The sequence below is a fragment of the Brevibacterium antiquum CNRZ 918 genome (genome assembly GCF_900169145.1).
Classification (GTDB): Bacteria; Actinomycetota; Actinomycetes; order Actinomycetales; family Brevibacteriaceae; genus Brevibacterium; species Brevibacterium koreense.
The window spans coordinates 434,839-449,502 of record NZ_FXZD01000001.1 but is presented as its reverse complement, the minus strand read 5'-3'; the positions used below and the strand labels follow the sequence as shown (position 1 = coordinate 449,502).

General features: G+C 62.2%; 10 protein-coding genes. 3 read left to right on the top strand and 7 right to left on the bottom strand.

The features are described from left to right. The first annotated feature begins 1 nt into the window (after position 1). Complete coding sequence (locus BANT918_RS01990) at positions 2-3,043, top strand: bifunctional [glutamine synthetase] adenylyltransferase/[glutamine synthetase]-adenylyl-L-tyrosine phosphorylase (protein ID WP_069600123.1); 3,042 nt, start codon at positions 2-4, stop codon at positions 3,041-3,043. 9 nt (positions 3,044-3,052) lie between these two features. Here BANT918_RS01990 and BANT918_RS01985 read toward each other — a convergent pair whose 3' ends face one another. Beyond that, on the bottom strand, positions 3,053-4,522 hold the full coding sequence (locus BANT918_RS01985) for a mycothione reductase (protein ID WP_009884663.1): 1,470 nt from the start codon (positions 4,520-4,522) through the stop codon (positions 3,053-3,055). Positions 4,523-4,680: 158 nt separating this feature from the next. Beyond that, positions 4,681-6,105 (bottom strand): type I glutamate--ammonia ligase, encoded by a 1,425-nt coding sequence (gene glnA / locus BANT918_RS01980; RefSeq protein WP_009884662.1) that lies wholly within the window; start codon positions 6,103-6,105, stop codon positions 4,681-4,683. A gap of 143 nt (positions 6,106-6,248) precedes the next feature. Between glnA and BANT918_RS01975 the strand changes: the two genes are divergently transcribed. Continuing rightward, a complete protein-coding gene (locus BANT918_RS01975) occupies positions 6,249-6,689 on the top strand; it encodes an RDD family protein (RefSeq protein ID WP_009884661.1) in 441 nt (146 codons plus the stop codon). Positions 6,690-6,937: 248 nt separating this feature from the next. Here the strand turns inward: BANT918_RS01975 and BANT918_RS01970 are convergent, their stop codons facing one another. The 3 genes from BANT918_RS01970 to lipB are packed head-to-tail and all read right to left on the bottom strand — an operon-like array spanning position 6,938 to position 9,426. Continuing rightward, positions 6,938-7,669 (bottom strand): DUF4191 domain-containing protein, encoded by a 732-nt coding sequence (locus BANT918_RS01970; protein WP_009884660.1) that lies wholly within the window; start codon positions 7,667-7,669, stop codon positions 6,938-6,940. Positions 7,670-7,724: 55 nt separating this feature from the next. After that, positions 7,725-8,777, bottom strand: a complete 1,053-nt coding sequence (lipA, locus tag BANT918_RS01965; protein WP_009884659.1) for a lipoyl synthase — start codon at positions 8,775-8,777, stop codon at positions 7,725-7,727. 10 nt (positions 8,778-8,787) lie between these two features. Further along, the gene (lipB, locus tag BANT918_RS01960) at positions 8,788-9,426 is read right to left on the bottom strand and encodes a lipoyl(octanoyl) transferase LipB (RefSeq protein WP_009884658.1); all 639 of its coding nucleotides are present in this window, start codon (positions 9,424-9,426) and stop codon (positions 8,788-8,790) included. Between the two features lie 178 nt (positions 9,427-9,604). Between lipB and BANT918_RS01955 the strand changes: the two genes are divergently transcribed. Further along, complete coding sequence (locus tag BANT918_RS01955; RefSeq protein ID WP_009884657.1) at positions 9,605-11,128, top strand: hypothetical protein; 1,524 nt, start codon at positions 9,605-9,607, stop codon at positions 11,126-11,128. A gap of 112 nt (positions 11,129-11,240) precedes the next feature. On the opposite strand, the gene sucB is transcribed toward BANT918_RS01955, so the two are convergent. Then, entirely contained in the window at positions 11,241-13,106 is a 1,866-nt protein-coding gene (gene sucB, locus BANT918_RS01950) for a 2-oxoglutarate dehydrogenase, E2 component, dihydrolipoamide succinyltransferase (protein ID WP_009884656.1), read from the bottom strand. A 20-nt stretch (positions 13,107-13,126) separates the two neighbouring features. After that, a complete protein-coding gene (lpdA, locus tag BANT918_RS01945) occupies positions 13,127-14,515 on the bottom strand; it encodes a dihydrolipoyl dehydrogenase (protein WP_009884655.1) in 1,389 nt (462 codons plus the stop codon). Between the last annotated feature and the right edge of the window lie 149 nt (positions 14,516-14,664).

Here is a 14,664-nt window from a genome sequence, read left to right as displayed (position 1 = left end):
CATGGCACGAATCACTTCGCGCACCTCCGTCGTCTCCTCGTCAGCGGCCCGCTTCCTCGATGAGATCGATGAGCTCGTCGGCGAGCCTCTGGCCACCGATTCTCGGTTCATCGATCTCCTCGAAGCGACCCCGGATCCCCACGCGGCCGCACTGGGCCTGCTCCGGGTCCTGGAGGCGGCGGGGGAGTCGGCACCTCAGTTCCTGTCCGCCATCCGTTCCGGGGCCGGGGAGGATCTGGCTGAGGACGAACTCGACCGTGCGCTGCTGCGTCGAGTGCTGGCGGTCATGGGCACCTCAGAAGCGATGGTCGACCACCTCGTGCGGCATCCTGAGTCTCTGCCGCAGCTGGTGGAGCAGTCACCGTTCCTCATGATCTCCACCCCGGCGGCTTCGGCGGCAGCGCTGCGCAGAGATCTGCTGAGCGCCGTGGGCGCCGACCCTGATTCACCGGCGCCTACGGCGGACCACCTCGGCGATGAGGCGATCAAGGACCTTCGTCGCACCTATCGCGATGCCCAGCTGCGGCTGGTCGCCGATGATCTCGTCGCCGAGGCGCCCGAGGAGATCGTCGACCACGTGATGGCTGTGCTCTCTGACCTGGCGGCGGCGGCGATGGATGCCGCACTGGCCATCGCCCGGGCAGAGCTCGATCCTCAGGGCACGGTTCGCATTGCGGTGATCGCCCTGGGCAAGACTGGGGCTCGTGAACTCAACTATGTCTCAGACGTCGATGTGGTCTTCGTCCTCGACTCCTCGACGAACGATGAACAGCGCGAACTGGCCACTGAACTGGCCCAACGTATGCGCAGCATCCTCTCCGACGCCGGAGCAGAACCTGCCCTGTGGGAGGTCGATACCGCGCTGCGCCCCGAAGGCAAAGCGGGGGCATTGGTGCGCACCATGTCCGAGTTCACGCGCTACTACGCCGACATCGCAAAGAACTGGGAGTTCCAGGCTCTTCTCAAGGCACGGCCCGTGGCCGGTGATGTGGGAGTGGGCGAGGAGTTCGTCGAAACGCTCCTGCCGCTCGTGTGGGAGTCCGCCAGCAGGCAGGGATTCATCGACGGAATCCGTTCGATGCGTCGTCGTGTCGTGGATCTCATTCCCGCCGCCGAGGCGCCCAGGCAGATCAAGCTCGGACGTGGGGGACTGCGTGACGTGGAGTTCTCCGCGCAGCTGCTCCAACTCGTCCACGGGCGCACGGACGAGGAGATCCGGACTCCGAATACTCTCGTGGCGTTGGAGGAGTTGGGAGAGCACGGGTACATCGGAAAAGAGGATGCCTACGTCTTCTCCTCCGCCTACCGTTTCATGCGCGTGGTCGAACACCGGGTCCAGATTCCGCGGATGCTGCGCAATGCACTCATCCCCGACGACGATGAGAAGCTGCGCATTCTCGCGCGCTCGGTCTTCACCTCGGGTTCACGCACCGGCGCCCGGCTGGAGGACACCCGCAAGGACTACGCGAAACAGGTCACCCGCCTCCACGAGCAGATCTTCTACCGCCCCATCCTCGATGCGGCGGTCGGCGTCCACGGTGCCGTGGTCGATGCACACAATCGCGGCAGCAGCATGCAGGCTGCCGCCGATCGGCTCCAGGCATTCGGGTACCGCGACCCGCAGGGGGCTCTGGCCCACATCAAGGCGCTGACGTCTGGTATGTCGCGCACCGCGCTGGTCATCAAGCAGGTCCTGCCGGCGCTGCTGGACTGGTTCTCAGACGGTGTCAGTCCCGATGCCGCGCTGTTGGCATTTCGTCGGCTCACAGACTCACTGTCATCATCCGGTTGGTTCCTCAAGATGCTCCGGGACTCCGGACTGGCGGCGAAGTCCGTAGCGGAGGTCCTCTCGCTGTCCGGCTATGCCAGCGAACTGCTGCTGCGCCAGCCTGCCGCCGTTGCCTGGTTGGACAACTTCGACAACCTCAAGTCCCGCGATTCGAAGGCACTTGCCGCCGAGGTCGCAGGGCTGCTCAAACGGCATGGGGCAGCGTCGATCACACCGATACGCGAAACCTACAGTCGTGAACTTCTGCGCATCGCTCTGCGCGATGTCCTCGATGTCGGCGATCGAGCCGAAATCCCCGGCGATCTCTCTGCCCTGATGGATCTGACGGTCAGCGGTGCGCTGCAGGCCGTGCGGCTTGACCTCGATGGGCCAGAGACTCCGCCCTACGAGTTCGCGATCATCGCAATGGGCCGCTGGGGCGGAAATGAGATCGGGTACTTCTCCGATGCTGATGTGACCTTCGTCTTCCGCTCCGTCGGTGAGGAGCTGGGTGCCGAGGATAAGGCCAAGCTGAGCAAGCACGTCAACAAGGTTGCCCTCGGGTTGGGGAGCCGACTCAAGGCCAGCGATGCCGCGCAGGGTGTGGATCTCGACGCAGATCTGCGTCCGGAGGGCAAGAACGGGCCTTTGGTCCGTGCGCTCTCGTCCTACCGGGCCTACTATGCGAAGTGGTCCCAACCGTGGGAGGCGCAGGCGCTGCTGAGGGCGCGTCCGGTCGCCGGTGACTCCGGCCTCATCGAAGACTTCACGGAGCTGATCGATCCGCTGCGCTATCCGGTGGAGATGCCGACGAAGTCGCTGACGCAGGTTCGCACCCTCAAGGCACGGATGGAGGACGAGCGTCTGCCCCGCAATGCGGACAAACGTCGCCACCTCAAGCTCGGCCGAGGCAGCCTCTCCGACGTCGAGTGGACCGTCCAGCTCCTGCAGCTTCAGCACGCCCACAGGATTCCTGGCCTGCGCACGACATCGACGCTGACAGCCCTCAGTGTCGCAGCCGAGGAAGGGCTCATCCCCACGGATGATGCCGAGGAGCTGGCGGCCGCATGGCAGCTGGCCACCAACGTCCGCTCAGCCGTGATGCTGTATCGAGGGCGAACCGCCCAATCACTGCCGGAGGAGCACTTCGAGCTGGAGGCCACGGCCCGGCTGCTCGGATATCCGGCGGGTGGCGGTCACGAACTCGAAGACGACTATCTGCGCACCACCCGCCATGCCAGGAACATCATGGAGGAACACTTCTACGGCTTCTGACGCCCGTCCTCAGGCGTCGTTGAACTCCAGGCCCAGCAGCGCGTTCTCAACGACCTCAGGCAGAGCCGGATGAATCCAGTACTGTCCCTTGGCCACCTCGTCGGCTCGCTGGTCGAACGCCATCGCCTGGATCAGCGGCTGGATGATCATGGACGCTTCATGACCGACGATGTGCGCGCCCAGGATCTTGCGCGTTGCACGGTCGGCGACGATCTTCACGATCCCGGGGTCATCGGCCATCGCCCACCCGTAGGCCACGTCGGCATACTTCTGCACCTTCACGCTCACGTCATGGCCGGCCCGCCGGGCTTCCTCCTCGGTGATGCCGACATAGGCGACCTGCGGCGAGGTGAACACCGCACCGGGAACGGCGTGATGGTTGACCTCCCGCAGCTGCGCCTCGGCGCCGCTTCCCGGTGCACCGGCTGCCACGTCCACGGCCAGGTTGTCACCGACGACGGCAGCTTCGTGATTGGCGACGTGCTTGAGCTGGTGCGGCGAGCTGATGTCGCCGAGGGCGAACACGCCGGGAACCGGACGGCCCTGGGACAGCACGCGCTGACGTGAGTCGACGCTGAGTCGCGCATCATCGAGGATGTCGAAACCGGCGTCGCCCACGCGCAGGCTCGTGGTGTTCGGTGTGCGCCCGGTGGCGATGAGAACCGCATCCGCGTCCAGCTGCGCAGGCAGATCGACATCGCCGAGGCGGCCGCTGGGTCGCAGTGTCACGCTCACCTGGTCGTTGTCGAAGCTGTAGGACGCCACCTCTGCTCCGCGGTGGACAGTATGGTTGCGTTCGAAGAGTTCGGTGAACTCCGTTGAGACTTCCTCATCGATGGTGCCGAGCAGACGTGGACCACGGGCGATCACGGTCACCTCGGTGCCGAGCCCGGCGAAGACGTGGGCGAACTCCATGGCGATGATGCCGGACCCGATGATGACCAGGCGTTCGGGTCTCTGGGGAATGCGCATGATCGAGTTGGAGGTGAAGACGGGGTAGCCATCGGTGTCCACCAGCTTCGGCTCGAGTCCTGTGGCCTCGGGGATGACGGGGGAGGCCCCGGCCGCGATGACGATTCGATCAGCTGTGATCGTCTCACCTGAGGCCGTTCGCACCGTTTTCTCTCCGACGAACTCGACGTGTTCGGCGACGACGCTCACATTGGGTTGCCGGTCGCCGCTGCGGTAGTCCCGACCTCCGGATTCGATGGCGTCGACCCGGTCGAAGATGCGTTTCTGCAGCGCGGGCCAATCCACGCCGTGAAAGTCGGTCGAGAGGTTGTAGCGGTTCGCCTCGGCTGCCTGTTCGGCGATTGTGGCGGGATAGACGAACATCTTCGTCGGTATGCATCCCACGTTGAGGCAGGTGCCGCCGAAGTGCCATTCTTCGGCAATCGCGACGTTGAGTCCGGAGAAGCGGTCGTCGAGGAACATGTTCCCCGACCCTGTGCCGATCAGTAGGAGATCGAAATGCGTCATTGTCCATCCCTGTATCAGTTGTGGTCACAATCGAATGCGGCCCTGGTCAGATGCACTGAAGGGCGCCACGGGTGAAACCCGTGACGCCCCCACTGTATTCCCTCAGTCCGTGGCTCACCTGCTCTGTGGCAGGAGCCGACTAGGTCTGGGGATGTGGCTCAGAGTCCGTAGTAGAGCTCGAATTCTGTCGGAGTCGGACGCAGACGTGCAACGTCGATCTCGTTCTCCCGTTTGATCCGAATCCACGTCTCGATCAGGTCGGAGGTGAAGACGTCGCCCGCGGTGAGGAAGTCGTGGTCCTTTTCGAGCTCGATGAGCGCCTCATCGAGGGAGCCGGGGACCAGCTTGATGTCCTTGGCCTCCTCTGGTGGGAGCTCGTAGAGGTCCTTGTCGATGGGCTCCGGGGGCTCGATGCGATTGCGGATTCCGTCGAGGCCGGCCATCAGCTGGGCCGAGAAGGCCAAGTAGGGGTTGGTCGACGGGTCCGGCACGCGGAACTCGAGACGCTTGGCCTTCGGCGAGCTGCCGGTGACCGGGATGCGGATCGCGGCGGAGCGGTTGCGAGCCGAGTAGACGAGGTTGACGGGAGCTTCGTATCCGGGCACGAGACGACGGTACGAGTTGATCGTCGGGTTGGTGAAGGCCAGCACTGCGCCTGCGTGTTCGATGAGGCCGCCGATGTACCAGCGAGCCAGATCGGAGAGCCCACCATAGCCGTTCTCGTCGTAGAACAGCGGTTCACCGTTCTTCCACAGCGACTGGTGGCAGTGCATGCCCGAACCGTTGTCATCGAAGAGCGGCTTGGGCATGAAGGTGGCCGACTTGCCGAGTTCGTAGGCGGTGTTCTTGATCACGTACTTGAAGTCGAGGAGCTGATCGCCGGCATGCTGCAGGGTCTTGAACTTGTAGTTGATCTCCTGCTGACCTGCGGTGCCGACCTCATGGTGGGCCCGCTCCATCTCGAAACCGATCTGCTCCAGCGTCAGCGACATCTGATCGCGGATGTCGGCGAACTTATCCTGGGGTGAGACAGGGAAGTATCCGCCCTTGAACGGGGTCTTGTAGCCGAGGTTGCCGCCGGGCTCGTCTTCGCCCGTGCTCCAGGCGGCTTCTTCAGAGTCGATCTTGTAGAAGCTGCTGCCCGGGGTGTTCTGGTAGCGGATGGAGTCGAAGAGGTAGAACTCCGCCTCGGCTCCGAAGAATACGGTGTCGGCGATTCCAGTGCTTTCGAGGTAGGCCTCGGCCTTGGCCGCAACCTGGCGCGGATCACGGGAGTAGGGCTCATCGGTGAAGGGATCGACGATTGAGTGAGTGATGACCAATGTTTTGGCCTCACGGAATGGGTCGATGTAGGCCGATGAGACATCGGCGAGCAGCTTCATATCCGACTCGTGAATACCCTGGAAGCCCGTGATTGAGGAACCGTCGAAGAGCAGCCCTTCGGTGATCTCTTCCGTGCCGTATGAGGCCGCTGGAAGGTTGAAATGCTGGACGACACCGGGGAGGTCGCAGAAGCGAACGTCAACGAATTTGACGTCGTTCTCCGAGATGTAGTTGACGAGTTCTTCAGCAGACGAGAACACTTAGTCTCCTAGTTAGGTTATGGTGGTCGTTTGTCTTGACCACCCCCAATCTTAGTTGCAAGCGGGTGAAGTGGTGATGTCGTCCGTGTTTCGGGCATGTTTCCTGAGGATTCGTCCAGGATCGACTTGGGTAAGCTGGGTCCGTGATTAATCGTGATGACCTCGGCTCCTGGCTTGAGGGACCCAAGATCGAACGAGAAGACGGAGACTGGCCTGGCCGGCGTTTGGGCTTGCCGGAGACCGGTTCTCATTCGGTGGCTCCGGCCTGGCGAAGGCTGCTGGGACTGATGGTCGATTGGTTCATGTGCCTGGCCATCGCCAATCTCATCGGTTCGTCCAATCCGTTCCTGGTACCCGGGCTCTTCGCCCTTGAGCATTTCCTGCTCGTGTCGACGCTCGGCTACACGGTGGGCCACCGGATCTTCGGCATCGAAGTCCGTCGCCTCGACGGTCATATGCCTGGGTTGGTCAAGACCCTCATCCGCACGGTTCTGGTCGTTCTCGTCATCCCCGCGCTGATCTTTAACCGCGACAATCGTGGTCTCCATGATCTGGCTGCCGGCACACTCATTCTCAAACGCTGAACAGTTGAGCCGCGGATTCGGTGACGAACAACCTCGGTGACGAACAACCTGGGTGACGACCTGGCTGGGGCGAAGACTGGATCGACCGAGAGCCGAAAGCAGTAAGCGCACCGTCCAGGTACGGCAGAGGGCACCGACTCATTCGAGTCGGTGCCCTCTGCTTTGTGTTCAAGACTTGAAGTCTTCGCGCAACCGGAGGACTGTCGTCCCCTGTGGCCGTCTGCTGGCTCAAGTCAGGCCAGGTTGGATCAGCGTCCGCGCATCGCCTTGTGATTCGGGCGAGCCTTGTTCGGATCGATGCCCTTCGGAATCGGGGGACGGGTGCCCTGAGTGCCGAGAGCAGCGAGGCGGTTTCGCACGGCCAGGACCTCGGTCTTATTGAGCTTACGAGGCAGCTTCTGCACGGCAGGAACGACCTGCTTCATCTTCAGCTGTCCCTCTTCGTTGCCACCCTGGAACGTATGGACCGGGACGTTGGGCAGAATGCGCTCGTGACGCTTCCTCTCCTTGGCCAGCAGTTTCGCACTGCGTCCCTTCGGTCCTTCGCTGAGCAGAACGACACCCGCACGACCCGTTGACCGAAACACGAGGTCACGGCTCTTCGGATCGATGGCGATGGGCTTGTCGTCCATCAGGTAACCGCGGCGGGCGGTGTTGAGGACGGCGCCGAAGGCTCCGGGCTGACCATCCATCTGTGCGAAGGCGGCAGTCTCAGCGAACCGACCGAGCATGAACATGCCGAGGAGCAGACCCACCATGAAGCCGAGGATCGTGGTGAAGACCGCTCCACCGAACAGAAGCCCGGCCAGCAGGCCGAGCAGTGTGCAGCCGAGGATCGCTGCGGCCAGCAGCCACGGAGTGGCCTTATTATGTTTGGCCGACAGCTCATAGACCTGCTTCATCTGCGCCAGACGGCCCGGCTTCTTGTTCGGGTCCTTGGGCTTCCGGCGGAAAAGTCCCTTGCGCGGTTCTTCGCTCATGCTCTCACTTGCTCTTGAATGGCGTGTCGACGTCGAGGCCGGGCCTCAAACGTTCTCATTGCTCAGCAGTCAAGTCTACCTCTTCGCCCGGACCGAATGTATCCACAACGGCCTGAGCCTCCTGCTTCGCGGGAGTGTGCTTGTCCAGGTGCGAGAGATGGGCTGGGATCTGCTGTCCCCGGTGGCGCATCGCGGTTGCCCACAGGCGGCCGGCACGGTACGAGGAACGCACCAGCGGACCAGACATGACACCCGAGAATCCGATCTCCTCCGCGGCATCGCGCAGCATGACGAAGTCGGCAGGTTTGACCCACCGCGTCACGGGGTGGTGGCGAGGCGAGGGACGCAGGTACTGGTTGATCGTGATGAGATCGCAACCTGCCTCGTGGAGGTCGCGCAGAGTTGCGATGATCTCGTCATTCGTCTCACCCATGCCCAACATCAGGTTGGACTTCGTGATCAGACCTGCATCGCGGGCCTGAGTGATCACGGACAGAGACCGTTCATAGCGAAATGCCGGACGGATGCGCTTGAAGATCCGGGGGACCGTCTCAACGTTGTGAGCCAGCACCTCAGGACGAGAGGAGAAGACTTCGGCGAGCTGATCCGGCTCGGCGTTGAAGTCCGGGATGAGGAGTTCGACACCGGTGCCGCTGCCGTCGGAGTAGTCGAGGTTGTGGATCTGGCGCACAGTCTCCGCGTAGAGCCATGCACCTCCGTCCTCAAGGTCGTCGCGGGCAACGCCGGTAATCGTTGAGTAGCGCAGTCCCATCTCGCTCACCGAGGCGGCCACACGACGGGGCTCGTCGGCATCGAAGTCGGCAGGCTTGCCGGTGTCGATCTGACAGAAGTCACAGCGCCTGGTGCACTGCTCGCCGCCGATGAGGAACGTCGCCTCACGGTCTTCCCAGCATTCGAAGATGTTGGGGCAGCCGGCTTCCTCGCAGACCGTGTGCAGCTCCTGCTTGCGGACCAGCGACTTCAGAGAGGTGTATTCGGGTCCGATATGGGCCTTCGCCTTGATCCAGGCGGGCTTGTCTTCGATTGGCGTCTCTGAGTTCCGTGCCTCGACACGGAGCATGCGGCGGCCTTCTGGCGCTATGGTCACGTCAATTCTCCTAGGCTGTGATGTGGTTGTGCAGGATCTCGTCAAGGCGGTTCGCGACATCCTCAGGTGTCACGTTGCGGCCGAGTTCTGCACTCATGGTCGTGGTGTCGGCGTCCGCGATACCGCAGGCGATGATCGATTCGTAGGCAGCCAGGTCGTTGCTGCAGTTGAGTGCCAGGCCGTGCATGGTGACACCTTCGTGGATGCGGATGCCGATGGCCCCGATCTTCCGGTCGCGGCGGGTTCCGTCTCCGAGGATCCAAACTCCTGCGCGTCCCTCAACGGTGGTGGCTTCGATGTCGTATTCGGCGAGGAGTTCGATCATCGAGTCCTCGAGCTGCGATACGAAGAGCCTGACCTCTTTGGGATCGTGGAGTTTGTACACGAGGTAGGCCACGAGCTGGCCCGGACCGTGCCAGGTGATCTTCCCTCCACGATCGACGTCGACGACCTCAGTGCCGTCGGTGGGTCTTTCATGGTCTTCCGTGCGTTTCCCGGCCGTGTAGACCGGTGGATGTTCGAGCAGGAGAACCGTAGATTCGCGATCTTCAGCGAGCACTTCTTCGTGGTATCTCTTCTGCAAGTCCCAGGTTCGCTGATAATCCGAATAGTCGGGCGCGAAACCCAGCGTTTCTGTGACCAGAGGCATGCACCCAGACTATGTCTCTTGTCCCGGGGGTTCAATTTCAGAGGAGATGAGCCTCGACACCTTTGCGCACCCCACGGCTATTGACATACGGACCAACATCAAACAGTATTAAATGCACACAAACACTACTGAACGTTTCTGATGAAGCCACGCAATCCATCGACGGAGATGACGAACAATGACGTGGGAACTCCAATCACCGGTCTCTGATGACATCTACCGACTCGTGAACGAACAGGGCCGGACGCTGTGGGGAGTCGCCCATCGAGGCTTCGACGTCGATCACCCTCAGGCTCTCGGCTTCGTCGAAGTCGCTCTGCCCACCGGCCCCACCTCTCTTCTCCTCGTCGAACCATTCGCCGGCGGGTTCGTCCTCGATGCCGTCCGTTCCTACCAGGGACTGGTCGAGGGGGAGCTGCGTACGCTCTTCCTCGGGATCGTCGACGAACTGCTGTCCAGCAGCGATGCCCAGTCTCGGCTCTGCCTCGAATGCATCGGACTCGATGCCGATGGACACCCGCGGATCATTCCCGGAATCAGCCGTACCCAGTCATCATCGATGCGCTTCGCCGTCGGAGAGATGATCTATCACGCGGCGTACGGTCGTCCGTGGGCGCAGAGTCCACTGCCGGTCACCGTTGCACTCTCCGACTTCTCCCAGCCCGTTCAGACCTTGGTGGCGCAGCTGTTGGACGAATCAGTCTCGGATACCGGCCTGTCCGCCACCCTCGCCGAGGTGAGCGGAACTCTTCGTCGAACCGGGACACCGAGTGCCCTTCCGCTTTTGCCTGCCGAACGCGATCTCGATCCCGGGTTGGCGCTGACGGCTCGGCTGCGCGCGGCCAAGGCACCCGGCGCCGATACTCGTTCCGCGCCGAGAGCGCTGCCTGAGCCTCCCGCGCCCACCACGGATTCCACCCGGTCGGTTGAGACAGATGGCGCGGCTGGCCGCCTGCGAGCCGCCAGTCGCGACCACGCTCGCAGGAAGGGGCAGAGAACGCGTCGCAGCCGTCGGAGTCGAGGGAGTCCATCCTGGTTCAGGCTCGTCACCTCGTGGCTGGCAACGAACAGGTCCAGCTTGGTCAGACGACTGTCTGAAAGAGATCAAAGTGAGCGAGGGTGGAGGTTCGGCACACGCACCTGGGCCATCCTTGCTGTGAGCCTCACGGTCATCGGAGGCTTCGTCATGGTCAGGTCATGGAGTTCGGGGGATAGTCCTGCCTCAGTCAGTTCCACTCAGGGGACTGGTGCCGAAGCCGAGTCGAAGCCCTCCCACGAATCGACCCCGTCTCCTGCGGAGAGTCCGAATCGAGACTCGGACCTGGACCAGGGTGGTGTGGATCGGCTCTCCGAGACTCAGATTCTCGACCTCCTGGAGGATCTCTGTCAACGGCGCTCGGAGGCACTGAGCGCTGGGGACGACCAGGCCCTGGCGGCACTGACCGTTCCCGACTCGGCGGCCGCAGCCGCCGATGAACTGCTCGACCTGCAGGCCTTCGTCGGCAATGCCTACACGATCGAAGTCGATGACCTCGTCATCACCAAGCAGACAGAGACACGCATCCTCGTTGACGCGCAGATGTCGACGAAAGTGACCGTCGACGGCGAGATCTCAGACTTCGAGCCCACCCAGGTCGAGTTCGAGCTGGAGTCCCACACCGGCGAATGGAAGATCGGCACAGTCACCGAGATCGAAGACTGAACAGTCGCAGCCGCTGGGAACATGGAGACGGGCCGGTCACAACTGTGACCGGCCCTTCTCGCCCCTTTGGTGGGTCTCGCGACTCACCGAGAGAGACAGCTCATGAAGCGACTCAGAGTTCGAGGTCCGCTTCGAAGTTTCCTTCTTCCAGACGAGCCTTGATCGTCTGCAGGAATCGTCCTGCATCCGCGCCATCGACCAACTGGTGGTTGTAGGTCAGCGGCAGGTAGACCATGTCACGGATGGCAATCGACTCTTCGCCGTCCTCAGTCTTGACGACGATCGGGCGACGCACGATCGTACCGGTGCCGAGAATACCCATCTGCGGCTGGTTGATGATCGGAGTGTCGAACAGTGCTCCCACCGAGCCGATGTTGGTGATGGTGAACGTTCCGCCGGACAGTTCATCAGGCATGATCTTGTTGTTGCGGGTGCGGTCCGCAACATCGTCAATGGACTTCGACAGCCCCGCGATACTCAGGTCACCCGCATCCTTGATCACAGGAACCAGGAGTCCGCGTGGGGTGTCCACTGCGATCGCCAGGTGCTCGTGGTCGAAGTACGAGATCTGCTGAGATTCCAGATCGTACTGTGCGTTGACCTTGGGGTGCTGCTTGAGAGCCTCGACGACTGCCTTGCCGAAGAACGGCAGGTAGGTCAGCTTCGAGCCGTGCTTGGACTGGAAGGCCTCTTTGTTGGCCTTGCGCAGCTTGACGACGCGGGTCATATCGACCTCGACCACCTGGGTGAGCTGAGCCGATACCTCGAGGGATTCGCTCATCCGCTTGGCGATGGTCTGGCGGATGCGAGAAGCCTTCTCCGTGGTGCCGCGAAGCTTGGCGGCCTCCTCGGGGATCTCGAGCTTGAACGGCTCCTTCGCGCCGCCGGCTGCTGGAGCAGCAGACCCTGCCGGAGCAGACGAACGGTTGGCCGCTGCGGCCACGACGTCCTGCTTGCGGATGCGTCCACCCACGCCGGTGCCGGTGACCGAGCTCAGATCGACACCCTCATCGCGTGCCAGGCGGCGCACGAGGGGAGTCACATATGCGGCATTCTCACCGACGGTGTCAGCAGCGGCAGGAGCCGATGCAGATCCTTCGGACTTCTCAGCAGGCTTCTTCTCGTCAGGCTTCGAAGCGGCCGGGGCAGAAGTCTCCTGCTTCGGTGCCTCTTCTGCAGGCTCAGACTTCTCGTCTTCGGCCGGAGCCTCTTCCTCAGCAGGCTCCTCAGCTGGTTCTTCGGCCGGCTCTTCCTCTGCATCAGAGGAAGACTCGGCTTCACCCGAACCGGAATCTGTCGATCCCGAGTCGGAGGACGAAGGAGCGCCGGAGCCGACGCGAGCCAATGGCTCGCCGACCTCGACTGTCTCGTCCTCTTCTGCGAGGTGTGCCTGCACGATGCCTGCCACGGGGGAGGGCACCTCGGTGTCGACCTTGTCGGTGGACACCTCGAGGAGAGGCTCGTCGACCTCAACCTCTTCGCCGACCTCCTTCAGCCAACGAGTCACAGTGCCTTCTGTCACGGACTCGCCCAGCGCCGGCATGGTGATCTCCGTGCCTTCGCCTTCGGAGCCTGACGAGGCCGGTGCTTCAGCTGCTGGTTCGTCTGCTGAGTCCGCGGATGATTCCTCGGCCGCCTCGGTCTCCTCTGCCTCTGCGGGCTCGGGAGCTTCGGCCGCTTCAGAAGAATCCTCGTCATCGGAGTCATCTTCCTCAGACGAGGCCGCGGAGTCCGATCCGCTGCCGTCGCCGATGTAGGCAAGGTCTCCACCGACTTCGACGACATCGTCCTCGTCGGCCAAGATCTTCTCCAGGACACCTGCGTACGGGCTGGGGATCTCCGTGTCGACCTTGTCGGTCGACACCTCGAGCAACGGCTCGTCTACTTCGATTTCTTCACCGACGGATTTCAGCCAGCGGGTGACTGTTCCTTCGGTCACCGACTCACCGAGAGCCGGCATCTGCACGGAATTCGACATGTCTTTCGTCTCCTCGGATCTTAAGAGTGGAAGTGCAGGGGTTTGCCGGCAAGGGCCAGGTGGGCCTCGCCGAGTGCTTCATTCTGCGTCGGGTGAGCGTGAATGAGTTGCGCAACTTCCTCTGGGAATGCCTCCCAGTTGACAATCAGTTGGGCTTCGCCTGCCTGTTCGCTCAGTCGAGCGCCGATGCCGTGGACGCCGACGACGGGTCCGTCCTTCTCACGGATGACCTTGACCAGACCCGTGGTATTCAGGATCACGGACTTGCCGTTGCCACCCAGGTTGTATTCGATGGATTCGACGCTGTCGGCTCCATACTGCTCTTCGGCCTGCTTGGACGAGAGTCCGACAGAGAAGATCTCGGGTTCGCAGTAGGTCACGCGAGGAATACCGGACTCCAAGACAGGAACCGGGTTGAGTCCAGCGATCTCCTCGGCGATGAAGATTCCCTGACCGAAGGCACGGTGGGCCAGCTGCAGGCCGGGAACGATGTCGCCGCAGGCGTAGATGTTGCCGACGCCGGTGTGGAGTCGCTCGTTGGCCAGGACGAATCCGCGGTCCATGGGGATGCCCTGCTCTTCGAAGCCGAAGCCGTCGGTGACCGGGCCACGGCCGACAGCTACGAGAAGGTACTCGGCTTCGAGGACCGAACCGTCTTCGAGAGTCACCTTGACTCCGTCGGCGGTCTCTTCGACGCCCTTGAACATGGTACCGAGCTTGAAGCCGATCTTGCGCTTCTTGAAGGCACGTTCGAGGTTCTTCGAGATCGTCTCGTCCTCGTTGGCCACGAGGTGCTTGAGTCCCTCAACGATGGTGACCTGGGCACCGAACGACGACCACACGCTGGCGAACTCGACGCCGATGACGCCGCCGCCGAGAACGATCGCCGAGCCGGGGACCTTGTCGAGCTCGAGAGCTTCAGTGCTCGTGATCACACGCTCGGTGATGTCGAGGCCGATGGTCTTCGACGTCGAACCCGTTGACAGGAGAACGTTGGTGCCGGTGACGGTGTGCTTGCCGTCTTCACCCTCGACCTCGACCGTATCCTTGCCGACGAGCTTGCCGGTGCCGAAGTACGTGTCGATTCCACGTGCCTTGACCAGACCCTGCAGGCCTTTGTAGTTACGAGAAATGACATTGTTCTTGTAGTCGAGAACTTTCTCGATGTCGATGCCCTTGAATTCGACCTCAATGCCGAAGTTGGACGATTCCTTCGCTGTGTCGGCGACTTCTGCAGCATGCAGAAGCGCCTTCGTCGGAACACAACCGCGGTGCAAGCATGTGCCGCCAACCTTGTCGCGTTCGATCAAAGCAACCTTCATGTCGAGCTCTGCAGCACGCAGCGCGGCAGCGTAGCCGCCGGTTCCGCCGCCCAGAACGACAAGGTCGTAGGTCAATGAGTCACTCACGGATTACTCCTCGTAGCTGTGAATAAGCCTGCCTTACGCAGCTTTCCTTCTATCTTTCCACTTTTCTCGCCAAGGGCGAAAGCACACGCTGTCTGTTTGGACACAGGTGGTGATGATCACGTCAAGATCGACAGTGTGTAGAAACTGTT